The organism is Collinsella aerofaciens, from assembly GCF_040910185.1.
GTDB lineage: Bacteria > Actinomycetota > Coriobacteriia > Coriobacteriales > Coriobacteriaceae > Collinsella > Collinsella aerofaciens_BF.
In genome coordinates this window covers 40487-65829 of sequence record NZ_JBDGBA010000004.1, presented here as the reverse complement: position 1 = coordinate 65829, position 25343 = coordinate 40487, and the positions used below count along the sequence as shown (strand labels likewise).

Annotated in this window: 17 protein-coding genes; 3 read left to right on the top strand and 14 right to left on the bottom strand. The window is 60.5% G+C overall.

What is annotated here, in order from left to right:
- Window positions 1–179: 179 nt before the first annotated feature.
- The 12 genes from AB5Z54_RS02765 to AB5Z54_RS02710 form a co-directional block, all read right to left on the bottom strand.
- Window positions 180–1172, bottom strand: a complete 993-nt coding sequence (locus tag AB5Z54_RS02765) for a PLP-dependent transferase (protein WP_368160106.1) — start codon at window positions 1170–1172, stop codon at window positions 180–182.
- Window positions 1173–1267: 95 nt separating this feature from the next.
- Complete coding sequence (locus AB5Z54_RS02760; protein WP_368160103.1) at window positions 1268–2809, bottom strand: GH32 C-terminal domain-containing protein; 1542 nt, start codon at window positions 2807–2809, stop codon at window positions 1268–1270.
- A gap of 106 nt (window positions 2810–2915) precedes the next feature.
- The gene (locus AB5Z54_RS02755; RefSeq protein WP_368160102.1) at window positions 2916–4316 is read right to left on the bottom strand and encodes a PTS transporter subunit EIIC; all 1401 of its coding nucleotides are present in this window, start codon (window positions 4314–4316) and stop codon (window positions 2916–2918) included.
- A gap of 185 nt (window positions 4317–4501) precedes the next feature.
- Window positions 4502–5473 carry a LacI family DNA-binding transcriptional regulator gene (locus tag AB5Z54_RS02750; RefSeq protein WP_368160142.1) on the bottom strand — a complete coding sequence of 324 codons (972 nt, stop codon included), beginning with the start codon at window positions 5471–5473 and terminating at the stop codon, window positions 4502–4504.
- A gap of 273 nt (window positions 5474–5746) precedes the next feature.
- Window positions 5747–6412, bottom strand: coding sequence for a DUF4956 domain-containing protein (locus AB5Z54_RS02745; protein ID WP_349116729.1), 666 nt, complete (start codon window positions 6410–6412; stop codon window positions 5747–5749).
- 3 nt (window positions 6413–6415) lie between these two features.
- A complete protein-coding gene (locus tag AB5Z54_RS02740) occupies window positions 6416–7207 on the bottom strand; it encodes a polyphosphate polymerase domain-containing protein (protein ID WP_368160100.1) in 792 nt (263 codons plus the stop codon).
- Window positions 7194–8963, bottom strand: coding sequence for a CotH kinase family protein (locus AB5Z54_RS02735; protein WP_368160097.1), 1770 nt, complete (start codon window positions 8961–8963; stop codon window positions 7194–7196). The genes AB5Z54_RS02740 and AB5Z54_RS02735 overlap by 14 nt, the downstream gene beginning before the upstream one ends.
- Window positions 8953–10497, bottom strand: a complete 1545-nt coding sequence (pelG, locus tag AB5Z54_RS02730) for an exopolysaccharide Pel transporter PelG (protein ID WP_368160095.1) — start codon at window positions 10495–10497, stop codon at window positions 8953–8955. Before pelG ends, AB5Z54_RS02735 begins: the two co-directional genes overlap by 11 nt.
- 3 nt (window positions 10498–10500) lie before the next feature.
- The gene (gene pelF / locus AB5Z54_RS02725; RefSeq protein WP_368160093.1) at window positions 10501–11928 is read right to left on the bottom strand and encodes a GT4 family glycosyltransferase PelF; all 1428 of its coding nucleotides are present in this window, start codon (window positions 11926–11928) and stop codon (window positions 10501–10503) included.
- Window positions 11925–13805, bottom strand: a complete 1881-nt coding sequence (locus AB5Z54_RS02720; RefSeq protein WP_368160091.1) for a DUF2194 domain-containing protein — start codon at window positions 13803–13805, stop codon at window positions 11925–11927. Before AB5Z54_RS02720 ends, pelF begins: the two co-directional genes overlap by 4 nt.
- Window positions 13802–14707 (bottom strand): hypothetical protein, encoded by a 906-nt coding sequence (locus tag AB5Z54_RS02715; protein WP_346979621.1) that lies wholly within the window; start codon window positions 14705–14707, stop codon window positions 13802–13804. The genes AB5Z54_RS02720 and AB5Z54_RS02715 overlap by 4 nt, the downstream gene beginning before the upstream one ends.
- Window positions 14704–16878: a DUF4118 domain-containing protein gene (locus AB5Z54_RS02710; RefSeq protein WP_368160088.1), complete on the bottom strand. Its 2175-nt coding sequence runs from the start codon at window positions 16876–16878 to the stop codon at window positions 14704–14706. The genes AB5Z54_RS02715 and AB5Z54_RS02710 overlap by 4 nt, the downstream gene beginning before the upstream one ends.
- Before the next feature lie 608 nt (window positions 16879–17486).
- Between AB5Z54_RS02710 and AB5Z54_RS02705 the strand changes: the two genes are divergently transcribed.
- Window positions 17487–18869: an RNA/DNA-binding domain-containing protein gene (locus AB5Z54_RS02705; protein WP_117774272.1), complete on the top strand. Its 1383-nt coding sequence runs from the start codon at window positions 17487–17489 to the stop codon at window positions 18867–18869.
- 823 nt (window positions 18870–19692) lie between these two features.
- On the opposite strand, the gene thrS is transcribed toward AB5Z54_RS02705, so the two are convergent.
- Window positions 19693–21456 (bottom strand): threonine--tRNA ligase, encoded by a 1764-nt coding sequence (gene thrS / locus AB5Z54_RS02700; protein ID WP_161159878.1) that lies wholly within the window; start codon window positions 21454–21456, stop codon window positions 19693–19695.
- Between the two features lie 228 nt (window positions 21457–21684).
- Window positions 21685–22116, bottom strand: coding sequence for a double zinc ribbon domain-containing protein (locus AB5Z54_RS02695; RefSeq protein ID WP_055251579.1), 432 nt, complete (start codon window positions 22114–22116; stop codon window positions 21685–21687).
- A 407-nt stretch (window positions 22117–22523) separates the two neighbouring features.
- Between AB5Z54_RS02695 and AB5Z54_RS02690 the strand changes: the two genes are divergently transcribed.
- Together AB5Z54_RS02690 and AB5Z54_RS02685 are read left to right on the top strand one after the other, a co-directional pair.
- Entirely contained in the window at window positions 22524–23978 is a 1455-nt protein-coding gene (locus AB5Z54_RS02690) for an NAD(P)/FAD-dependent oxidoreductase (protein WP_368160084.1), read from the top strand.
- A 1-nt stretch (window position 23979) separates the two neighbouring features.
- The gene (locus AB5Z54_RS02685) at window positions 23980–25341 is read left to right on the top strand and encodes an NAD(P)/FAD-dependent oxidoreductase (protein ID WP_368160082.1); all 1362 of its coding nucleotides are present in this window, start codon (window positions 23980–23982) and stop codon (window positions 25339–25341) included.
- The last annotated feature ends 2 nt before the right edge of the window (window positions 25342–25343 follow it).

Below are 25343 nucleotides of genomic sequence, written 5' to 3'. Positions count from 1 at the left end.
CAATCGTATAACCGTGCAACGGAAAAGAGCCGCCCTTTCGGACGGCTCAAACTGTAATGGGGCCTTATAGCCACACAACCCCTTCTCATAAGTTGCGGTGAAATAGGGACTGTTTATGCGGTTAAAGCCGTAAATCAATCCCTATTTCACCGCAACTTATGGAGTCGAGGATGATTTAGCTAGTTGCGAAGGGCATTATCTAGGGTGGACGCTACAACCAGAGGGTCGTCGGCGCCGGCGAAGAGGCGGATGGTGTTCCCCTGCTTGCCGCATGGGGCCGAAAGGCGCGTCGTTGCGCCGCCGGCCGGCGATGTGCGGAACTCCCCCGGCAAAGCGTCGAAAAGATCACCTGCGCTACGCTCGATAAGGTCAAATTCAACTGCTGGGCCAAAGCCGTGCTCGAGGATTCCCGTTGCAGCCGCATGGTCGGGATGCGAACTCAGCCCGGGATAGCGAACGTTGCGCACCATCTCGTTGGCGGCCAGATACTCGGCCAGCGCACGGGCGCGGTCGAAATGCGCCTGCATGCGGACGTTAAGCGAGGAAAGCCCACGCTCCAGCACGTCGGTCTCCTCGGCAGAAAGGTCGAGCGCCGACGCACCGCAGCCTGCAAACAATACGTGCGCGCACTCAGCCGCGGCATCCACGCGATGGCGTTTGAGCTGCGAGCGCGCCACCGAAGCGGCAACGAGCTTGCGCGGAGCCTTGCCGGCGCTCACGCGATCGAGCGCCTCAAGCGACAGCACAGCACCCAGCCGCAGCGGATTGCAGCCAAAAGCCGACGCCACGGTGTTGTCCACAACAAGCAGCGCGCGGACCTCACGAGCCGCGCGGCCAAGAGCGCGAAGGTCGGGCACACGCAGACCAAACCCGCCGATGGAGTTGACGAACCACCACAGATGCGGCCCTTCGGCATCAAATGAAGCATCAAAGCCCTTGGATGCGGCAGCAAGCGCATCGGCGGACGGTGAGCCCACCATAGCCACGTCGCAGGCATCAAAGCCGCGCGCAAAGACTTCGGCAAAGTCATCCGCAAAGGCCACCAGGCGGTCACCGGGGCGCACAATCCCCAATTGCGACAACGCTGCTGGCACATGCGAGGCCGCGAACAACCGCGCTTCACGCGCGCCGGTCCTCAAAGCCCAGGCCTCTTCTAGCTGCTGTACGCCCATGCGGTACCGTCCCTTCAAAGCAAAAACCCACGATGCGGGTGTTCCCCTCATCGTGGGCAACGGCTGCAGTATAGCGCCGATATGCGACGAAACGCCTAGATGTTGAGCGTGTGATAGTTCACGCTCGCACCCGGAGCGTCAACGGTCACGCCATAGGCCTCGGGATAGATGCGCGTCGAAAACACGAGCGCGCCATCATTCACAAACACCTCGACCGACGAGACATCACCAACAATGCGCACATTACGGACCTCGTCGATGGACTCCCAGCGCATGGTACGACCGCAGCCGGCAGAAGCGCGACCCCCATCGGTAAATCGCATCTCAAAGCGCGAGGGCAGTTCGTCCCCAGCGGGCACAAGCGCCAGCTTTAGCTCGCCATCAACGGTCGCGGTAAACGCGCCGTCGACACCGTCAACAACAACGTCAAAGCAGGTATCGCCGGCAACCCCCAACGAGCCCTCCCCCACACGAACCGAGGCATAATGGAGCTCAATCTCGCGCGCCGGCTGCTGCAGCACTACGCCGCCGGCACCGGCTGTAAGCTCACGCGGCACCGTCATGCAGTGCTGCCAGCCGCACGCCACGGTAGGCGCGTTGCCATAGGTCGGCTCATCGGGCATGCCCATCCAGCCGATTAGAATATGGCGACCGTCCTCGGCCGTGAACTCCTGCGGAGCATAGAAGTCAAAACCAGCGTCCCACAGGCGGAACTCGCCCAGTTCATAGGCACCGTCACCACCGGTGATGTCACCCGTTACAGGCATGTAGCCAGCGGCGTATACGTTGCCGCGGTTCCAACGACCGCCCTCGAGCCCCTGGGGAGAGAAAGACAGAAACCTTGCCGGCACACCGCCATCCACCTCAAGCTCAAGGTATCCCGGGCATTCCCACATAAAGCCAAAGCGCTCGGGCGTAGACACGCGATTCTCGAGCTCCCAGCTCAGCATATCGGGCGAGCCATACACCAGGATCTCGCCCACATCGCGCCCGGCACCCTCGCCGTGCATCGCACAAAAACGGCTCTCGATATGCGGCCCATCCACGCGACGACGCGCGCCCAGCACCATGTGATAGCGCCCGTCCGCGTCACGCCACACCTTGGGATCGCGCACATGGCAGGTCAAATCCTCGGGATAATCCTCGGACGCCAGCACCACACGCTTTTGGCTGAACTCCCGACCGGCAAGGCCATCAACGCTCTCCACATAGACGGTATCAGCGCGGCGGCCGGTATTGACGTAGTCGTACGTCCCGTCCGAATCGGAAAGCTTAACGTTGCCCGTATAAAGTACGCGAATGCGACCGTCCTCGGCAAGCGCGGAGCCCGAATACACGCCGTGGCAATCGAACGGCTCGTCGGGCAGCAGCGGGGCGCCAACGTAGTCCCACGTCATAAGATCGCGACTCGTCGCATGGCCCCAGGCCTTTACACCGCCCTCGACATCAAACGGCGCATACTGAAAATAGGCATGGAACACGCCACCCGCCTGGCAGAGACCGTTGGGGTCGTTGAGCCAGCCCGCCGGCGGCATAATATGGAAGCGTTGGCCATACGCGCCATGACCGCACTCAGTGGCGGCGGCGTCAACAGCGGCGACCAGCTTTGCAAGGTCGCGGCCAAGTGCATTAGACATATCAAAGTCCTAACGGATCGAAAGTAACAAGGCGCCAGAGATCGACACCAGATACGGGAAACGCCCGCGAGCATACAACCCGCGGGCGCCCCTCAATCAAAAGCTCTTAGGCCTGCTCGGAAGCCTTGGGCTCGTCCCTGTACAGGACAAACGAGACGGCAAAGGAAACCAGCGCGGCGACCGCAAACATGATCGTGTACTGCACGGGCTGGGCCAGGCACAGCAGGATACCGAAGATGCCAGTAACGCCGGTGCCGGAAGCAGCAAGCGAGGTGAGTGCGCAGGCCAGGGCACCGCAACCGCCGCCGATGCAGCCGGCGATGAAGGGCTTAAAGAAGCGCAGGTTCACACCAAAGATGGCAGGCTCGGTAATACCCATGAAGGCGGACAGGGCCGAAGGAAGCGCCAGGCCCTTGATCTTGGCATCGCGGGTCTTAAAGGCAACGGCGAGCGCGGCGCCACCCTGGGCGATGTTGGCGGCACTGGCGATGGGCAGCCAATAGGTCACACCGTACTGGGCAAGCTGGCCCAGGTCGATGGCGGTGTACATCTGGTGGATACCGGTAACGACCGTGGGAGCATAGAACAGGCCGACGATAAAGGAACCGATGCCGAAGGGCAGGGTCAGCAGGGCCTGGATCAGACCGAGGATGGCGTTCTCGGCCCAGACAAAGATGGGGCCGACGGCAACGAGCGTCACGAGCACGGTCACGAACACCGAGACGAGCGGAGTCACAAAGAGGTCGAACATCTCGGGAACGATCTTGTGCAGGCGCTTCTCGAGGAAGGCCAGAATGGCGCAGGCGATAACGATGGGGATCACATGGCCCTGATAGCCGACCCACTCAAAGCTGTACACACCGGGAATAACGGTGACCATGGTCTGCACGCCCTCGGAGGCAACCGTGTAGGCGCTCTGCAGCGAGGAGTTGATAAACGCACCACCGACGACGGCGCCCAGATACGGGTTGGCGCCAAAGGCCTTAGCCGCGGAGTAGCCGATTAGGATCTGCAGAATGCCAAAGGACGTTCCCGAGACCAGATCGGCAATCTTATAAATAAAGTTATTGGTGTCGAGCGCGATAAAGCCGTTGGAGGCCATAAAGTTGAGGGCGCTCATAATGCCCAGCAGCAGGCCCGAAGCCACGATAGCGGGGATGATGGGGACAAAGACGTCGCCGAGCACCTTAATGGCACGCATAAAGATGTTCTGCTGCTGTGCCGCGGCCTCCTTGACCTCGGCCTTAGAGGCGGCATTGATACCGCCGAGGGCGATGAACTCGTCGTACACCTTATTGACGGTGCCGGTGCCAAAGATAATCTGCAGCTGGCCCTGGGCCTCAAAGACGCCCTTGGCGCCGTCGATATTCTCGAGGGCCTCCTTGTCGACCTTGGCGTTATCGGCAATCACCAGGCGCAGACGCGTGGCGCAGTGTGCGGCCGAAATAACGTTGTCGGCGCCACCGATGTTGTCGAGCACCTCTTGGGCTGATTTGCGGTAGTCCATGACTTCCCTTTCCTCCAACGGGAGCATCTGCACCCGGCCATCTTTGACACTTACACTGTAATCGTTTTCAGTTTCATATGTCTGTAATCGTTTTCATAGTAGGGTGAACGGTAGGAAAAAGCCGGCGAATGGTAGTTTTGGGACAAAAAACGGGGGACTCAAAGGCGGGCAGGCACGATCAAGACCTAGACATTCATCAACTGATGGCCGAGCTTGAGCGTCTTTAGGCCGTTCTCCCCTTCCGCGCCATCGAGCGTGTTGAGCAACATATTGGTCGCCTCGACACCGCTGGTCAGGTAGCCGTAATGCACGGTGGGAATGCCGCCCGTCAGCGCGCGCAAAAACGCGTTGTCGCCGAAACCGCTCACGCGGTGCATGCCCTCGCCCATGCCGCGAACCTCATCGATGGCACGAAGCGCGCCCGCAGCCATGGTGTCGGTCGCGCAGGCGATAAACGAAATATCGGGAGCGACGGAAAGCAGTTCACGTGCCGCACCATAGCCCGAGTCGAGCGTAAACGAGCCCAGGCGAATCAAAGCGGCATCGAGCGGGTTGTCCGCGGCGCGCAAGCCGGCCTCAAAACCGCGACGGCGGTCATAACCGGCCGCGCGGTCCTCTTCGGTAACTCCAATATAGGCAATCTTGCCGTCCACGCGACCCGCAAGCGCATGGCCCAGCTCAAAGGCGGCCTCGTAATCGTCGTGATAGACGCACGCCACGCCCTCGACATGTTGGCCGATCAGCACGATGGGCACGCGGCACGACTCAATCGCCCGACGGTGCTCGTCGGTAATCATGGTTGCCACCAACACAATGCCATCGACCGGATGGTTTTGGAATAAATCGAGGTATTCGAGCTCACGATCGGCCGCGTTGTCGGTGTTGGCAAGCAGCATCTGGTAGCCACGACGACCGAGCACCTGGCCAATGCCGGCAGTAATGCGGCTCACGGATTCCGAGTTGATCTTGGGGACGATGACGCCGATGAGCTTGGTGGAACCGGTGCGCAGCGCGCGAGCCTGGCTGGACCGCACGTATCCTGTCAGCTCAATCGCTTTCTTAATGCGCTCGGCCTTATCGACCGAGATATACCCACCGTTGAGGTAGCGCGAGACGGCGGCGCTCGAAACGCCGGCCAGCTCGGCCACATCCTTCATCTTTACCACGAGCACCCCTGTCGTTGAAATCGCTTTCACCATAATACCCAACCCATGCCAGCAAATTGAGCAAATGAGACGGGCCCATGGATCATTTCAACCGCCCAGGTCGAGCAAGCGCCAGCGAGCGGGCAGCTGCCGTGGCGAGGTGCCGCGAAAGAGGAGCGAAGCGTACTTTATGTACGCGAGCGACGGTTTGAGCGGCAGATCGCCCGGCAGATGCCCGCGCAGCGTCGACCGGTCCGGCGTTCGTCAGAACGCCGGAACTAAAAGCTACCCGTGGTACTCGCCGTTATATTGAATGAGCGTGAGGTCCTCCACGCCGTCGAGAGCGCGAATGGCGTCAGCATAGGGCATATCCACACCATCCGAGAACACCTCGGCGGCCATTTCGACCTTGTCGCCGCGCATAGTCTTGGACTTAACGGTGAACTTGGTGCGCCCAAATGCGCGCACGATATCATCGCCGGTGGTCTGGCCCGTGTAGTGGATGACCATCATGTACACGCGAGCCTTGTCTTGGTGGCTCGCAAAGCCGGCAATCATCACCACGATCACCACCGCCGTGAGCCCCACGAGCGCATACATGCCGGCGCCGGCCGTAATGCCCGTGGTAATGGCCCAAAACAGATACAGCAGGTCGAGCGGGTCCTTGACCGCCGTACGGTAGCGGACGATTGACAGAGCACCGACCATACCGAGCGAGATGACCACGTTCGTCGAGATCGCGAGCGTAACCATGCAAGTAAGCACGCACATACCCACGAGCGTCACGGCAAAACTGCGCGAATACACCACGCCGGTAAAAAAGCGCTTGTACACGTAATAGATCAGGATGCCCATGGCGAGCGCCACAAGCAGCGAAAGGCCAATCTTGGCAGGGTCGACCTGGCCAAACGCCTCCAAGACGGAGTTCTTAAAAAAGTCCCTGGTGCTCATGGTCTAAATATCCCCTCGGTTCTCAAAATCCGATTCCCAATAGTTAAAACCGCGCAGGTAGGCGGTCTTTTCGTAACAGAGGCAGTACTTGGAGACCGCCGTAAGCTCGGTCGCGCCCGGCGGCACCATATCGCGCACCAGCTGCGGACAAAACTCCGTAAACTTGACCTCCATCACCAGCTTGCCGGGCTCCAGCACAGGCAATGCGGGCAAGGTCGCGTCAAAGATGTCAAAGCTACCCACCGCCGCGCGCACGTTCATGTCAAACGTAATGCGCACGGTGCCCTCATCCATCACCCACGGCTCGCGCTCGTAGTCCACGATGGTCCGCGGGCGCATCATGTTGCAGATACACTCGATGTAGAACTCGCGGCAGAGCGGATAGGGACTCCTTAGCAAAAAACCGTAGTCGCCAGCCAGAATCTGCTCAAACTCGCCACGCGTGAGCGGCGCATCCTCCTTGTAGATCCAGCTGCCGTACTTCTTTTTGCGCTCGAGCTTAATCACCTTGTCCCTGCCGTTATAGATGCGTACGCGATACTTTTTGCGCATGAGAATGCCGGCGTCTTTTTCCTCGTAGGCCGAGTTGCAGTAGTCGTCAAAGTACAGGCTGCGAATGGTGTAACCGCCCGCCCGCGCATGCTTGTCCAGCTTAAACACCGGCGCCATGCGACAGGTAAGCGCGGCGTGCTCGCCCTCGTTAATGAGATATTTGAGCTCGTGGCGGTAACGCTCCTGCGTGGCACGCACAGGCGGTGCCGCCAGGCGCTCAAGCAGCGCGCTAGCCCTCCTCATACGTATCCTCTACGACCTTACAGCCGTCTTTCACGTAAAAACACTTCATGCCGTAGTGCTTGCCGTCGTCGGTCACATAGTAGTCAAACGCATCTTGCGTATAGCCGTCGGAGTTGGTGGCACGCACGCGCACAAAATACTGACCGGTATCGGGCGCATCGCAGGTCACCTCGGGAAGCAGCACGTCCTCGGCCTTAAAGACCACGTCGCTTATGGCATAGTCGCTCGCAAGCTCTACGGTGTAGCGAATGTCGCGCGCCTCAAAGTCGTAGGACGCATCCCAGTTAATGCGCAGCTTACCGTTATCGATCTGCGGCACGCCGATGTAAGACGGCATAGGCTTTTTAAAACTCTCGCGAAAGCTCTTGTAGTTCTCCTCGATCTCGGAGGGAATCGCCGCGGCGATCTGCTCGTATTGGTCCTTGGTGACAGGCAGATTGTTGATATCGGGCGAAGCAAAGACCAGGGATTCAGTCACCTCGCGGTAGTGCTTGATCATCTTGGTCAGGCGAGTCTCGGTCAAATACGAGCGCAAGTCCTTGACGGCACGGTCGAGTTCGCTGCGGAACGACTTGCTGCGCAACGCACGATTGAATAGCACGTTGCCCCAGTAGTTGCTTACGCCGCGCTCCCAGCTCGCATAATCCGAGAACCCCGTCAGGCTCAGCTCAAGCTTACGCAGCATGCCGTCGTTATCCCAATCCAAAAAGTACCAGGTATTTGAGTTGAGCGGGCTGTACAGATAGCAATTACGGTTCTGCGTATCGCAGTTGCCCGTCAGGATCTGAAACGCCAGCCAATAGACCAGATTTTCGGTATCAAAGTATGTGTCGAGCACGTCATCGATCTTTTGCGATTCGTCGTTGAGCGCATCGAGCATCCCGATGAGCTTGGTGTGGTCCGAATCGCCCTTGATCTCGAGCATGCCCTCAAAGTTCACCTGGTTGTAGTCGGGATCATCGGCAAGCTTAATGGTGTCCTCGTAGCGATGAAAATCGAAGCTGTTCACCTTGTACAGGTGCCCGCTTTTATCCAGGCCATGTGCCTTAAGCGCCGTCTTGTTAAGCTGTTCCACCTGTGTAAACAAGCCATAGTCCTCAAAGGTATCGTTGGACTTTTCGGTCTGGTCGCACACCCACAGATGCACAAACTGCGTGCGCAGGCCCATCATCTGGGGGATTCCGCGGATAAGGTCGTAGGCCATCTTGTTGCGAAAACGCACACCCTCGCCCATGTGCTTGTTGAGCGTAATCGCGCGCTGTTGGCGCCAAGTACCCTTGCCCTTTTTGAGCTCCACCTTGTAATTCTTTTGCGAGTTCATGCTCGATGTCTGACCGCGCACCTGCACGGTGGCATTGGGCGCTTCCTCGCCATAGCCAACCTCGCCGGCCACCGGGCCGTCTTCGTCGCCCGGCTGCAGCAGGCCCATAACCTGATAGCGCGTCACGCCCATGTCGGCATAGTCATACACCGAGTACGTGTTGATCTCGGCCCAGCTGTGGTCGGTGTTCTCGGAGCTGTTACCGCGCGAGACCGTCAGGTACATGGTCACAATGCCCGAGTCGTCGTAGACCTCGTACAGCTCGTCCTTATCGCGCAGGTGCTTGGACTGGTCGGAAGCCTCGGCCTTTATAATCTTGTCCTGCTTTTTGACCTTTTTGGTCGAGGAGTCTTCCTGCACCGAGCAGCCCGAAAGCAACAGCGCACCAGCAGCCGCCTCAAACAGGCGACGGCGAGACATCATCCTATCGGTCATCAGAACCTCCCCAATGCTTGCGATACACGTGAACTACTGCGCGCTCAAACGAGCCATGTGACTCACCCTTATGGTGACCTTCCTCATAGCGCTGTTCGGCACGGTCGAGCAAGCGGCCCAGCTGTGTAAACCAGCCCGTCTTGTCAGCAGCCACGATGGGCTGCTGACTCAGGATACGATACGGCAAGTTGGCGGTATAGGTATCGAGCCGCAGCAGCGCCACGATAAAAAACACTGCCGCACCCAACAAAAAGCCAAAGCCGTAAAACTGCTGCGGCAAAAGCAACGACACGGCGGTCGCCAGCCCGGCTACACCGGCAAACAGGCCCGAAGCCAGAACGGCCCCCTTGTAGTCGGTAAAGTACAGCAAGATGAGCAACAACGTATCGCCCACGGCATACAGGCCATAGCCCACGCATAACGTGCGGAAATACCCGTGCATCAGGTTGTTAAAGCCCAACGGTAGGGCCGACAGCACCGTGGTCTCGAGCGAGATGACCGCCGCCGTCACAAACAGCTGCTTGAGCGCACAAAACCGTAGTTCTCGGTTGAGCGTGGCAAGCATTTCCTCCTCGGCCACCACAATGTCGCCCACCACGCCACCGTCGTTGAACAGGCTGTAGTAGTCGCGGTAGCGCGGATAGAAATTGACCTCGACCGAGACCACAAAGTTGACGGTCGTGACCAGGATCGTCAAAAACGCGATGAGCGCCGGCACATCGTGGTAGGGCGCACCATAAAACAAGCCCTTGACCTGCACGCCAATGGGACCGGCCCAAATTATCACCAAATGCGCAAAGAGGCCCAGGTTGGTGAACAAGCCCGTGAGCGTCAACGGCATAAACTGATCAAGCCACCGTAAAAAGAGCCAGGGGCTGCGTTCGCTCTGCGGAAAAAACCGGTACAGCAGTACCACGTCCCAGGCGAGCATGACGCCGTAGCCCAGAGCAATTGACGCCAAAAGGCCCTCGACCGGCGGCAGACCCAGCGCCAGCGCGGCCAGGGCGCACAGGCACGCCACGACAATGGCGGCCGCAAAGCTGCATAGGATACCGCGGTAATCCTTAATAGCAGTGAGATAGCTCATGCCGTTCCAATTGACGATCATAATGTTGAACAGCCACAGGCACAGCAGCCCCTGCAGCAGCGTGGCGCCCGAGAACAGCAAAAAGACGCCGTAGAGCACCGTGCCCACAACGAGCATGATGGCATTAGATCCCCAAAACGAAGGCAGGATCTCATCCTCGCGCTCGGCAAAAAGCATATCGGCCAAAAAGCGCGTGACCGGCATAGAGAAAAAACTCGTGAGCGTGAGCGACGCCAGCAGCGTATAGGTCACCATGCACACCAGCAGATCTTGGTTGGCACGGTCCACACCCCACAGACCGCACAGCACCAAGATACCCACCTGGAGCAGCACGCCCAGCAGCATGGGGCCCGTGCACACAATGCCAGCGTAGCCATAGGCGCGCATCGTGGCAAACAGACCCTTGCGCCTAAACAGGCGCTTGAGCTCAAAACCGATTCCGGCCACCGGCTACTCCCCCTCTCTGGGCAGGTCAAACGCTTGCGCCGTCTCGTCGTACAGCGCGCGATAGTTGGCGAGCATCTGCTCGTGCAAGAAGTACGTGGCAACGCGACGCTGGCCGCGCTCCCCCATCTCAATGCGACGAGCGCGGCTTGTGCACATGCGTTCCATGGCATCGGCCAAGCCCTTGCGATACATAGGCGGCGTCACAAAACCCGCCACGCCAAAGTCGTCGCCCGGGGCGCCTTCGAGAAGCTCGCGGCAGCAGCCCACCTCGGTCGTCACGCAGGGACGGCACGCTGCAAGCGACTCCAGCACGCTGAGCGGCTGGCCCTCGGAGATGCTCGTTAAAATGGTGAAGTCGAGCTTTTCCATGTACTCGACCACGTTGACGCGGCCGGTAAAGATCAGGTCGTGCACGCCCAGGGTTTCGACCAGCGCGTGGCACTCGGCGCCGTACTCCTCGTCGTCCACGCCGCCCATAATGTGCAGGCGCACCTTGGGCAGGCGCTCGTGCAGCTCAAAGAAGGCATAGATCATAGTCTTGACGTCCTTGATGGGCGCCAGGCGCACCACCGCGCCAATGTCCACCCAGCCGTCATCGGTCTTTAAGGAAATATCCTTAAAGCGATCGAACTGGATGCCGTTTGGGATGACCAGGCATTTGTCCGCATCGCAGCCCATATCAATCTGCGTCTTGCGGGCGTTATGGAACAAACTCGTCACGCGGAACGCGCGGCGGTAGATCTCCTCCGAAAGCAGGTAGAAAAAGCGAATCCAGCGGTCCTTAAACGACGGCACCACCCAATCGGCGCGAATGATCTCTTCCTCCCGCTCGCGGGTATAGATGCCATGCTCGGTCAGCAGCACCGGCGCATGGTGAACGCTTGAGCCCAGGCAGGCGAGCAGGCCACCGTAGCCGGTCGAGATGGCATGGTACACATCGGCCACCGGCACCTCGCTGCCCAACAGGTAGAGCACGGGCAGCAACATGGAGCGCATGGTGTGGAATGCATCGGCAAAGGGCGTGTAGGGATACTCGGCCAGGCACACGTCGCGAAAGATATCCATAAACGTGCGGCTCTGCAAAAACGAGAGCGGATGCACGCGACGGCGGTGGAAGATATCGAATAACACGTCCCAGTCCGGATAGGAGAGCGACACCAGACGGCGTAGCGCCTCGCGCTCACGGTCGTTAAAACTGGCTTCATGTTGCTCGCCCGAAAGCCGCAGGGCATCGTCCAGGAACACCTCGTGCACCTCGACCACGTTGCCGGGCAGCTCGTAGACAAACTTGCCACGGTCGGCAGCATGCGCGCCGATCACCCACAGCACAAACTCGTGCTCGGGCATGGCCTGGATATAGCCATGCATCCAGGTAGATACGCCGCCGTGCACATAGGGGTAGCAACCCTCGAGTACCAAGCAGATTCTCATTTATCGCCACCCTCCTTGCGCTCGATCGTCACGGTCTTATCATTTGCCTTGAGCAGATACAGATTGCCCGTAAGGTGCGTTAGTTCGCCACCCGTCACCGCACCCGGCTCGCCATTATTGGCGCGGAACATGAGCCAAGCCTCGTCATGAAAGTTGTCCAGGTTGAGCGTCCAGGCATCTGCACTTGTATCCACGTTCACCGTAACCGACGAAAAGCGCTGGATGGCACCGGAGCACTCCGACGCCGTCTGGTGCCGCAGATCGGGCGCCGACTTGGTAAGCCAGTCCAGGTAGTCGGTCAGGCCGCCCTTGTAGACCTCCCAGCCCTCCTTGGCTCCGCGATCGGGGTCCAAAAGGTCGTCCGGGTGCATAAAGTGCGTGCTCACGTAGTGCATGTTGAGCTCGGACACGGCTGCCAGGCGCATATAGGAATCGTCGACCATGCCGCCCGAAACAATACGTGGCTGCTCCACAATGCCATCGCTCGCCACGCCAAACTCCTGCACGTACGGCAGGTCGGTGCCATCCTCAAAATACGTACTGGCAATGGTCTTAATACGAGGAACGTCGGTACCGATAAGCTTGCGCGCTCGGTCCGAAAGGATATTCGACGGCGGTACGTAAACCGAGCCGTGCGCGTTGGGCAGGACCTCGTCCTGAAACGCGATAAGTTCGTTGAGCGAAGCGACGAGCGTCTCTTTGTTCTTCCAGGTTTTGTAGACGTACAACGTACCATAGTCGGTGTCCCAGAGCGCAAGCGGCTGATGGTTGTAGCCGTGAAAGCCCAGCTCGCCGCCCATCTGCAGCAGCATGCCGCCAAAATAGCGGAACTGCGTGGTATCGGCCTGTCGCGCGGGCTCGGTCTGGTTGACCGCGTCCTCGTAGTTTTCGATCATCACGCCGGTATAGCGAATGCCATATTTTTGCGCGAGCTTTTGCAGATCGGGCCACCAGACCTTGGTGTAAAAATCCGCAATGGAAAGGCCGTAGTCACGCTTGATATAAGTACCATCGCCCGAGGGCACGGGGCTGGGAAAGTCGTCCAAATAGAACACGGCGCTGTTGATGACCGGATAGGCCGTGGCATCACCCAGCAGACTGATCGCCGCGGCGTAAAAGCCACGCATGACCTTGTCATAGATACCGATATTGCATATCACGGTGCGCCCGCTACCGCAGTCATTCGACCAAATGAGCGGAGCGCCCGCATCGCCGGTCATAGCCCACACACGAGCCGTCTCGCGCAGCGATACCGAAAGCGACGAATCAAAGGGGTCCGAGAGCTCGTAGCGCTCTCCCCCGCCCAGCATAAAGTCCTCGCTCGGCACAATGCTTTCGGCTTTTACATAGTCATATCCGGCCGATTCAATGCCAAGCTTGGAGGCAATCACTTGCAGATAGCTCGAGTTATCCGGCGGCATGGCGAGCATAAGCGAACCACCGGCACTCACCCAACTCATAATGTCGCTCAGGTGCGTACCGAGCCCATCGAGCGACGGCATGAGCAAAATCACGCGATCGAAGGAGGTCAGCGAGGGAATGGCATCCGCACCATCCAGGGCAAGGTCCACGTCGCGGTGCGCGATCTTCATGTCGAGCAGGATCTGGTCGAACTGTTCCTTTACGTCCTCGACGCCAGCTTGATCGGAATCGGTAATGACAAGGCACGTGGGCTTTTGGCCAAAGATTGCCGAGGAGGCCGGCACCGCGTCGTTGGCGGCGAGCATGCCCAGCTTGTGCTGTCCAGCGCTGTACTGCACGCCGGCGCGTTCGATCAGCAGCACGGCGGCCAGGACGATAAAAACAGCCCACACTACGAGCAGCCCCATCCAACGAAAGCGGCCTGCACGGTCGCGGATATGTTGCACCACGCTCATCTGGCCTCCTCCCCGTCGCGCCAAAACGCCAACTTTTCGCGGTTGTCGGCGCTCAAATACACATGTTGCTTGTCAATCGCATCGATCACACGGTGGACTTCGTCACCGTCGCGGCGCATCACGGCCAGGCGCAGGCAAAGCATCCAAACCTCCTGCTCCTCGGGCACGTCGAGCACCAGCTGGTCGGTCACGGCCTGCGCCTCGTCGATCTGTCCAACATCGGCCAGCGTCGTCGCGTATCGAATGCGCAGCTCAAGGGCGTCCTCGCGCTCGCAGCGACGCGCAAGCAGGCGCGCGTACTGTTGGCGCTGAATCTGAGCCACGCGCCCCTCGGCCAAGCCCGAGCCCAAGTATTCACCAAGAAAATCGCAGTATTCGTTGAGGTTTTGCGCGCTCGGGTCCGTCTTAAAGGCACGCTCCAGCTGCTGCAGCTTAAGGTCGGACTCCTTGGAGATCTGCGCCACCGCCGTCGCGGCATAGTGCGCCACCTCAACGTCGTCGTTAAGCTTAGCCGTCTGCAGCTGCGCCAGGTACGCGCCGGGCTCCTCGGTGAGCATGGAGAGCATTAGGTGGCGCCGGTATGCCGGGTCGTTGACGATAAGCGCCTCCTCGAGCGGGACCACGCCCGCATCGGCGTCACGGTCGTGCACCAGGATGCTGCGATGCAGGTCGTCGTTAAAGCGCAGCGACTCCAGCGCAGACTCTTTCAGCCCCTCGCCAAACACCGCGCTGCGGAGCGATAGCAGAACCACCAGCAACGGGCCCCACAGCGGCACCAGCACTATCACAGCCAGCATGTGTCCGCGCACCGGCAGCAGGCCCAGCTTCATGAGCGTCCACAGCATCAGGCAAACCAGCGCATGAATCAGCAGCAAGACGGCAGCAACGACAAGCGAGATCAAGCGACACCCCCCTCACCGTCACCGGTATAAGCGATGTGCTGCAGCAGCGCCACAATGTCCTCGCCGTCGACGGGCTCCACCGCAATCTGCTTTGCGCTCAGGCGCTCGCGGATAATGGGCAGATCGCACGCCTTTGCCTGGCGCATAAGCAGGTAGAGCACGTCGCCGTCGACCAAGCCCGCCGCGTCGCTCTCGCGGATTGCCGACCCAATTGCGCCCACCAGCTCGCCGACAGGCTCCATGCCCGGTACCACGCGCAGGAGCAAAAAACTCCCCATCTTGCTATCTGCCAGCGCCTGCTCCGCAGCGAGCTCTTGGCCAAAGGAGGCCTGCTTGAGCACGCAAGTGCCGTCAACGCAGCGTTTATCCTGCGCCACCGCCTCATAGTCAAAGGCACGGCCCAGCGCGCTTTCGACCAACCCGCACAAGATGCGGAACAGGTTTTGATAATAGAGGGTCATTTGGTTTTCGGCCGCACTACGCACAAAGATCAACACGGCGGGTGCCCCGTCGCGCTCGATCGTGTATCCAAACATGGGAAGCCCCGGCGTCAGCTCGCGGTTCACCCACAGGTTCGAACGACCCCCGTCGCCCAAAAGAGGTGCAAGCTGCTCAAGCGTGAGCGAGCGTGCGGCATCTTCGGCAATCGCGGGACTTGCTGCCACCAGGCGTGCAAATGCCCCGCCAGAAACATGGTAGATCGCAACCGAATCGTTCTCGAGGATCTCGCCCAGAAGCTCGCAGCACTTGCGATAGATGTCGCGTGGGTTGAGCACGTCGAGCTCCTGCGTCACGGCAAAGATCTTGCCAAAGCTGTCGTGGCGGCCCACGATCTGGCGCCTGTACGCGCGCTTGTCCTCGATCGCGTCGTGGTAGAGCTGCGTAAGAAACGTATTACGGTTGCGCACGAGGTCGTTTTGATCGCGCTCCGCCCTAATAGCTTCGCTGTTGCGCAGCTGCACATAGCCGCACACGGCGCCCACCACAAAGTACGCAATAAACGGCAGCCAGTTGGACGGCTCGTAGAACAGACCCTGGAAGGTATAGCCGTACTGAGTAAAGTAGCTCGCGGCCAAACCCACCGACGCCAGCAGTGCCGCGACCAAGCCAAAGTCCAAGCCATACAGCGTGCCGATCAGCACCACGTAGAGCAGGCGATAATCGAGCACGTTGAGCTGGGTAGATTGGGAGAACAGGTGCTCCAGCACCTCGAACAGGACCCAGGCGGCTACCGTCTCCAGGCATTTAATAGGCGGCGTGCGCATCTGGATGCGGTCGATGGCGGCGCGCAAGGGGTTGACCTTCTTTGCGCGGCCAGCATCCCAACGCGCTTGAATGGTCGAAAGATCGCGCAACAGGTCGTAGCGCTGAAACCAGCCATAGCGCGTGCGGACGGTATCGCTCGGAGCAATGGAGACGACGGCGTCCCCGTCGTAGGTAATGTCGAGCCCCGGGAACAAGCCCTTGAGCGCCTCGCCCAGGTCTCCCACGGTGTGGGCAAAGCTATCCGGAACCTCGAGTTCCTCGAATGTGGCATCCCAGCTGTCGAAGATGCGACGCACCAGAACGGCCAGCTCCTCGGCGCAGAGGGCACCGAGCGGTGAGTCCGCCCCAGCCCTCATGACAGCAGAGCCTTGCGAGCACGCCTCGAACAGCGGGGTCAAAATCGGGTCTTCCAGCGTGGGCGAGGCGGTGTACAGATACGGCACGCGCAAGATCTTGGCCTGAATGCCGTCGCGGACCGCATAGTAGCGGCACAGGTCGTTGGCCGCACGGGCAATGATGCCCTTGCCGTTTTGCCCCGCAACGTCCACCGCACCGTCCGCTCCCATGGGACCAGTCACAAACAGCAGCTGAATCTGGCGACCCATGCAAGCTCGAAAGACGGAGCGCAGCAGCTCGATGTCGCCAACGGCCTCGGTATGCGGCGTGAGATAGGTAGAGAGGTAGACCACACGGTCGAATTCGTAAGCCTGGTCCAGGTGCTGCAGCAGCTCTTTCCAAGACGCATGGAGCGACGACCCGTCGCGGCGCGCCTCGTTGGCCGCCACGACCTGAACATGGTCACCGGGAAACGCCTTGGCACAAAAGTCGTCATCGACATACGCGGTATTGCCAACAACCAGCACTTCCACCGTGCGCTCCCCCTCCCCAAATTTAGCTTTTGCCATGGTAAACATGCGTATTGTACGCTGTCAATGTAGGCCAAAGGCAACTTTAAAGCTGTTTTAAGAACTTTTTCAGACGGGAAGCGACTCGCGCCTGAGCCAGAGAGCCCTACACGTGCCGCTGCACGGCGGAGAAAGGCGAATCCACTACCCCTCAGGCATAATTCCTGAGCAAAATCAAGCAGAGCACACGGCTTTTTGCGCCACTTTAAGACGTAATCGGGATGTGGCGAGAGGCCAAATTCGGAAGTGCGGGGAAAACCAAAGGAATGCTGACCAGACCCCCGTTTTAGGCTTCCGCGACCTGCGGTTTTGATACAAAAAAAACCGCGTTGTGCTCGAAGGTTTTCGATTTTTCCCCGCACTTCTGTAATTACATCTCTGGATCGAGGGCGCAGGCAATGGTGACGACATCCACGATAGCGCCCCCCCTATGCCTGATACCAAAATCGTTCCATAGGGACCCGTTTCCCAATGGGATGATTCTTCACAAAGGGCATTAAGGCGCATGAGAACATGGTAGAGGCAAGCAAGCGCGCTTCCACGTTTTCGCCCATGGTGACCACGGTATAATCCAACGAGACAAGCAACGAACGGGAAAGGCAGCGCGGATGAACCTGGGCAGCGAGAGCGAGACCGTCGAGTTCAAGAAGTCCACTGGCGAGCATAAAGAAGCACTGCAAGCCATCAGCGCCATGCTGAACAAGCACGGCCGCGGCGAGCTCTACTTCGGCGTGAAGGACAACGGCGATGTCATCGGCCAGGATGTCAGCGACGCAACGCTGCGCCAGGTGACGTCGTGGGTGTCCGACAAGATCGAGCCCGCGGTGTTCCCGACGGTCGAGTGCCTCGACGCCGATGATGGGCTGCGATACATCAAAATTGCCTTCTCAGGCGCCGACGCCCCCTACTCCGCCGACGGACGCTACTTCACCCGCGTGGGGACTTCGAACAAAGCGCTGTCGGCCTCGGAGCTGAGCGCCATGGTCGTCAAGCGTGAGCGCGCCCGTAGCCCGTGGGACTCGCTGCCGTCCGGCAGGCCCGTCTCCGACGCCGACGAGCAGGCGGTGCGTGACTTCGTCGCGCGCGGCGGCAGGGCCGGACGCGTGGGCGGCGGGTTCGCCGGCGTGGAGGACACCTTGGCAAGGCTCGACCTCGTCGCGCCCGACGGCAGCCTAAGAAACGCCGCGGTGGAGCTGTTCTGCGAGGGATCCGACACCTACCCCAGGATGAAGCTGGGGCTTCTGGGCGGCAACACCAAGGCCAAGATCCTCGACCTGCGCCGCGAGTGCGGCACCATGCTCAAGCTGCTCGACTTCGCCGAGTACTTCGTGACGTCGAACATCAGGCGCGAGTTCGTCATCGGCGAGACGGGCATGTACCGCAAGGAGATCCCCGAGATCCCGGCCGAGGCCATCCGCGAGGCGGTTGCCAACGCGCTGTGCCACCGCGACTACACCACCGGCACCGCCGTCGAGGTCAACGTGTTCATGGACACCGTCCAGATCGTGAGCCCGGGCCTGTTCCCCGAGGGCGACTCGCCGCAAGAGCACCTAGACGGTACCGCGAGCGAGTTCGGCCTCCGAAACCCCGCGATCGCGCGCACCCTGTTCCGCGCCGGCGTCATCGAGCAGTACGGCACGGGCATACCGCGCATCAAGGAGGCCTGCGAGGCAGCCGGCGTGAGGTTCCGCTTCGAGCAGACCGTCAACAGCACCGTCGTCGTCTTCGAGCGTCCTGGGTTACAGAAAGCGGCCTTCAGGAGAACCGCGGCCGACAACCGACCGCTCCTCAGCGAGCGCGAACGAGCAGCGATGGCAATTGCCGCCGCTCAGGGGAAAATCACGACCTCCGACCTCGCGCGGGAGTCCAATGTCGGTAGGAAAACGGCCTCGAAGACTCTGAAAGACCTTGCCGGGCGAGGCCTGTTGGAATGGGTAGGGAAAAGCCCGAAAGACCCGCACCAGTTCTACAGGATGCCAAGCGAAGTTTGAGGCTGCAGGTCCTAGCCGGGAAACAGGCCCATTGCGTTTGCTGCCCTCCCCCTGCTGGGCACTACTGAGTAATCTACTGGGCACTGCTGAGTAATCTACTGAGTAGTGCCCAAGCGCGAGTTGGCAAGTCCGCCGAAGCCCAGAGAAACGGCTCCGAAGAATATACTGACCGCTACTGACCGCTACTGATCGCGGCATTCGGCAGGCCCGCCGAATGCCGCGGTCTCCCGAGACTAGCAGAGCCGCCCTTATTGTTAGCGCTGCCGAAGCAAGCCCTACTTCAGCAGCAACTTGAATTTTCGTGCGATGAGCCTCCCCGGAGCCAAGAGCCTTTTGCCCTAATCACAACACCGCAATTCAAGCACCGCAGAAAACTCCATTAGCGATGAACCAGCCACTTGAAGACGTGATCAAGGTGCGGCAAGGGGTCAAATTCGGAAGTGCGGGGAAAATCGAAGAAATGCTAACCAGGCCCCAGTTTTCGCTTCCGCGAACTGCGGTTTTGGTGCTAAAAATCGCGTTGTGCTCGAAGGTTCTCGATTTTCCCCGCACTTCCGTAATTACATCCTTGGATCGAGAGTGCAGGCAACAATGACGTCATCCGCGATAGCACCCAACAGTCACGGACGTACAAAAGGCCGTTGCCGGAAGCCTCCATACAACGACTCTTCTTTGCGCGCGCCACGCTCGCAATGCTCCATTAAATGTACCTTTTTGTGCAACAAAAAAAGCCGCTCAACCTGCGGCTTTTCTTATTTCGGCATGAAAAAAGGCGACCGCCCTGTGTGGACGGTCGCCTTTGTTAATTGTTGTGAAGCTTGCCTTAGGCGCGGGTCTTGATCTCCTCGAGCACCTTGGCAACAAACTCGTCGACGCTCATCTGAACGGTCTCGTTGGAGCGATCGCGGACGGAGATGTTGCCGGCCTCGACCTCCTTCTCGCCCAGGATAAGCATGTAGGGCACGCGGTCGATGCTGCGGGCCTCGCGGATCTTGTAGCCGATCTTCTCGTCGCGGTCGTCGCAGACCACGCGAATGCCGGCCTCCTCCAGCTTGGCGCAAACCTCGTGAGCGTAGTCGCGGCTCTTCTCGGAGACAGGAAGCGCCTTGACCTGCACGGGAGCCAGCCAGGTGGGGAACTTGCCCGCAAAATGCTCAATCAGAATACCGATGAAGCGCTCGATGGAGCCAAAGCACACGCGATGCAGCATGATGGGGCGCTTCTTGGTGCCGTCGGCGTCCACGTACTCAAGGTCAAAGTTGAGCGGCATCTGGAAGTCGAGCTGGACGGTACCGCACTGCCAGGTACGGCCGAGCGAGTCCTCCAGGTGGAAGTCGATCTTGGGGCCGTAGAAGGCGCCATCACCCTCGTTGACCTCGTAGTCCATGTGCAGCTGCTCCAGAGCGGTGCGCAGGCCCTCCTCGGCGCGCGCCCAGTCCTCGTCCGAACCCATGGAGTCCTCGGGGCGGGTGGAAAGCTCAACGTGGTACTTAAAGCCAAACTTTTGGTACACGGAGTCGATGAGGTTGACCACGCCCACGATCTCGTCGGTCAGCTGGTCGGGACGCACAAACAGGTGGGCGTCGTCCTGGTTAAAGCAGCGCACGCGGAACAAGCCGTGCAGGGCGCCGCGCAGCTCGTGGCGGTGCACCAGGCCAATCTCGCCGGCGCGAATGGGAAGCTCGCGATAGGAGTGCGGCTTGGAGGCGTACACCAGCACGCCGCCCGGGCAGTTCATGGGCTTAATGCAGTACTCTTCGTCGTCGATGACGGTGGAGTACATGTTGTCCTTGTAGTGGTCCCAGTGGCCCGAGGTCTTCCACAGCTGCTTGTTCATGATGAGCGGCGTGGAAATCTCCACGTAGCCGGCCTTGTGGTGGATCTCGCGCCAGTAGTCCAGCAGCGTGTTCTTAAGAATCATGCCGTTGGGCAGGAAGAACGGGAAGCCGGGGGCCTCGTCGCGCATCATAAAGAGGTCCATCTCGCGACCGATCTTGCGGTGGTCGCGCTTCTTGGCCTCCTCCAGCATGTGCATGTGCTCGTCGAGCTCTTCCTTGGTGGCAAAAGCGACACCGTTAATGCGGGTGAGCATCTTGTTGTCCTTGTCGCCCTTCCAGTAGGCGCCCGAGACGCCGGTGAGCTTAAAGGCCTTGAGCGCCTTGGTGTAGCAGATGTGGGGGCCGACGCACATGTCGATGTAGTCACCCTGCTGGTAGAAGGTGATGCGGGCGTCGTCGTCCAGGTCGCCGATGTGCTCGACCTTGTACTTTTCGCCGCGCTCCTCCATAAGGGCGATGGCCTCGGCGCGGGGCTTCTCGTACACGGTGAACTTCAGGTTCTCCTTGACGATCTTCTTCATCTCGGCCTCGATCGCGGGGAAGTCGTCCTCGCTGATCTTGACGCCCTCGGGCAGGTCGACGTCGTAGTAGAAGCCGTTGTCGGTCGCGGGGCCGTAGGCAAAGTCGGCCTCGGGGTACAGGCGCTTGATGGCCTGCGCCATGATGTGCGCGGCAGAGTGGCGGATGACGTGCGTGACCTCGTCCTGCGGGAGCTCGGCCACCGAACCGTCATTGTAGAGTGCCTTCATGGGTATGTTTTCTCCTCTCGGATGCCTGATGCAAGTGCGTGCGATGCGCTCGGCGTTTTTGACTTGCATCATTATAGGCAGGTTGCCTTGGTATACAAGCGCCCGCCGCACCTTAATGGCACGGCGGGCGATTTTCTACGCATGCTTCATCGTGTGGGGGTCGGGGCTGCGGGGCGCGCGTGGCTTGCAGCACGCCCGTTGCTTGCAGCCGGCCCGGCGATGGATGCGTTACTGGATGCGAGTTCGGCAGTAGGGGCAGACCTTCCAGTGCGCATCGAGCGGGCGATGGCAGCTGGGGCATACGTTGCGAACCTGGGTATCGCACACCGGGCAGACAACGAAGTCCTTCTCGATGGGCGCGCCGCACTGCGGGCAGGTGCCGTACTGGGCAAGTTGGCGCTCGCGCAGGGCCATGTCCAGCTCCTGCTCCTCGCGATCGGACGCGTAGGAGTGCGGGCGCAGGACCAGGTAGGCAATGAGGCCGACAAACGGGATGAGGGCGATGATGCCCCATGCCACGTAGGCGCTGGCGCCGCGGCGGCGAGCGTCGATGAACACATAGACGACCGACAGCACATACAGGGCGATGATAAAGCCAACGAAGGCATAGACGACGCCCATAAGCTGCGGCGACATGAGCTCGGAGATGTACTTGGACATTACGGGTACCTTTCGGATTATTAACAGTCCGGTCAAGTTTACCACGGGGTTTGTTTATATGGGACCACGGCTAGGGGCGGGGCTAGCGCGGACACAAACATCTCAATCTGTAACAGGTGGGAGCGGAATCCGGGTCTAGATGTTACAGATCGAGACAAACGGAGGACCAGCCAGACTAACATCTCAATCTGTAACATCTGGAACCCAAATCCTCGTCTAACTGTTACAGATCGAGACGAACGGTTGCCGCAGTTGTCGGTAGACGAGGTTGTCGACGCTGCCGGGGTCTCCACTCGCCTGCCGTTGGCGGGTGCTGCGGGGCTGTTCGCCGCATTGCCGCCGCGCTGGGGGCGTGCAGACCATAGGATAGTCCTATTGACAGCCTGTCAACTCGTCTGGGAGGCACTGTGACAGAAACGTTTGATATCGCGATTGTCGGCGCGGGCATCACCGGATGCGCCATCGCGCGGCAGCTCGCGCGATTTGACCTTTCCATTTGCGTGGTCGAGGCGGCTAACGATATTGCGCTGGGCGCGTCGAAGGCCAACGGCGGCCTGGTACACGCCGGCTACGATCCGGCGCCGGGCACGGTTAAGGCGCAAGTCAACGCTCGTGGTTGCGAGCTGTACGGTACGTGGGCGCAGGAGCTGGGCTTTCTGTTCTGCCGCACCGGATCCATGGTGCTGGGCTTTAACGACGAGGACCGTGCGCAGCTGGAAAAGCTGCGCAGCAACGGCCTTGCCAACGGCGTGCCCGAGCTGTCGATCGTCGGACCCGACCGCATCCACGAATTAGAGCCGCGCGCCAGTGCCGATGCAACGTGCGCGTTGTGGTGCCCCTCGACTGGGTTTGTCGACCCGTTTGAGGTTGCCATCGCCGCGCTGGAGAACGCCGTTGCCAACGGGGTGACGTTTATGCGGTCTGCGCCGGTGGAGGCGATTGAAGTCGCGGGCTCGGGCGACGACGCGCGCTTTACGCTGGTGACGCCCGCAGGCGAAGTACGTTGCCGTTACCTGATCAACGCCGCGGGCAACGGCGCCGCCGTCATCTCGCATATGGCGGGCGCCGAGGAGTTCCAGATGGTCTGGCGTCAGGGCAACATCGTGGTGCTGGACAAGGAGCCGCGCACGCTCATGCCGCTCTACCCCGTGCCGACGCCGGTGTCGAAAGGCGTTATCGTGACGGGCACCGTGCATGGCAACACCGTGATCACCGCCTCGGCTGCCGTGCGCGAGCCGGGCGACACGCAGACCTATGCGAGCGATGTGAACGCGCTGCTGACCGGCGCGCGCAAACTGGTGCCCGATCTGGACACGCGCCGCGTGGTGCGCGCATTTGCCGGCGGGCGTCCGGTCATTCAGGGAACAAACGACTTCTTTATTGGACAGTCGGCCGTGGTGCCGGGGCTTTTCCAGGCGGCGGGCATTCAGTCGCCGGGTGTGGCGAGCGCGCCGGCCATTGCCGAGCGCATGGAGCAGGTACTGCGCGACGCCGGCGTGGCCCTGCGCGAACGTGCCGATTGGGACCCGATCCGCCATGCGCCGGACGACTTTGACCGCGCGCCGCTTGCGCGCAAGGAGGAGCTCATCGAGTCCGATCCCACGTGGGGACAGATTGTCTGCCGCTGCGAGACGGTGCCCGAGGCCGAGATCGTGGCCGCGATTCAACGCCGCCCGGGCGCGGTTTCGGTCGAGGGCGTCAAGCGCCGCTGTCGTGCCGGCATGGGACGGTGTCAAAGTGGCTTTTGCCAGAGCCGCGTGGTTGCGATCCTTGCCCGCGAGCTGGGCTGCGACCCCAGCGAGGTATTACTGGAGGACGCCGGCTCCTGGCTGGTTGAGGGACCGTTGAAGGGGGTGCGCTAGGATGGCGGAATTCAAATCGAGCGCGATTGATTGCGGCGTCGTAAAAGCCGTACAAACGCAAGCCTTCGACGTGGTCGTTATCGGCGGCGGACCTGCCGGCATGGCGGCCGCGCTTGCCGCGCAAAAGGCAGGCGCGCACGTGGCCATCGTGGAGCGCGAGCAGCACCTGGGCGGCATCCTCCGCCAATGCATCCACCCCGGCTTTGGCCTGTCGCACTTTAAGCAGGAGCTCACCGGTCCCGAGTACGCGCAGCGCTTTATCGACCAGGTGCGCTCGACCGACATTGCGCTGTTCCTGAACAGCATGGTGATTGGGATTGATTCGGGCGAGTCTACGGAAGACACCGCGGTCCATACCATCACGCTCATGAATCCTGAAGGCATGCTGCAGCTCACCGGGCGCGCGGTCGTCCTTGCCATGGGGTGCCGCGAGCGCACGCGCAGCGAGATCAAGATTCCCGGCAGTCGTCCCGCCGGCGTGTTTACGGCCGGCCTGGCGCAGCGATACATCAATATCGAGAACCTCAAACCCGGCTCGCGCGCCGTCATTTTGGGTTCGGGCGACATCGGGCTGATTATGGCACGTCGCTGCACGCTCGAGGGTATTTCGGTCGAGGGCGTGTACGAGCTCATGCCGTACGCCAACGGCCTGCGCCGCAACGTCAAAAACTGCCTGGACGACTTTGGAATTCCGCTGCACCTGTCCACCACCGTCACACGCGTGATCGGGCACGACCGCGTGGAGGCCGTCGAGGTGAGCCAAGTCGACGAGCGCCTGGCGCCCATTCCGGGGACCGAGCGCATTGTTCCGTGCGACACGTTGCTGCTTTCGTTGGGCTTGATTCCCGAGAACGAGCTTTCGGTTGCCGCGGGCGTTGAGCTTGATCCGCGCACGCGCGGCGCCGTGGTGGACCAGAGCCTGCAGACGGGCGTGCCGGGCATCTTTGCCTGCGGCAACGTGCTGCACGTGCACGACCTGGCCGACAACGTGACGACCGAGTCCGAGCGGGCAGGCGCGGCTGCGGCGGAGTGGGCGTTGGGCGGCGCTGAGGGTGCCCGGGCGAACGCCGCGAACACGAGCTGCGAGCTCACGGTCTCCCCCGCCGGCATTGCCGGCTACGCGCTTCCGGGGCGCATCACAACCGTCGGGCTCACCAAGCTCAACTTCCGCGTGCGTCGACCCGTCAACGCCGCCCGCGTGAGGATCTTGGCCGACGGCGAGGAACTGTTCGCCGGCAAGGTCCGCCCGTTTAAACTGAGCGTAATGGACAGCTTCCCGCTTCCGGCAAAGGTGATTCAGCGCGCACTCGACCTGGATGCTAGCGAGATTGTCCTGTCCGTCGACCCCGTTGAGGAGGCGTAAGG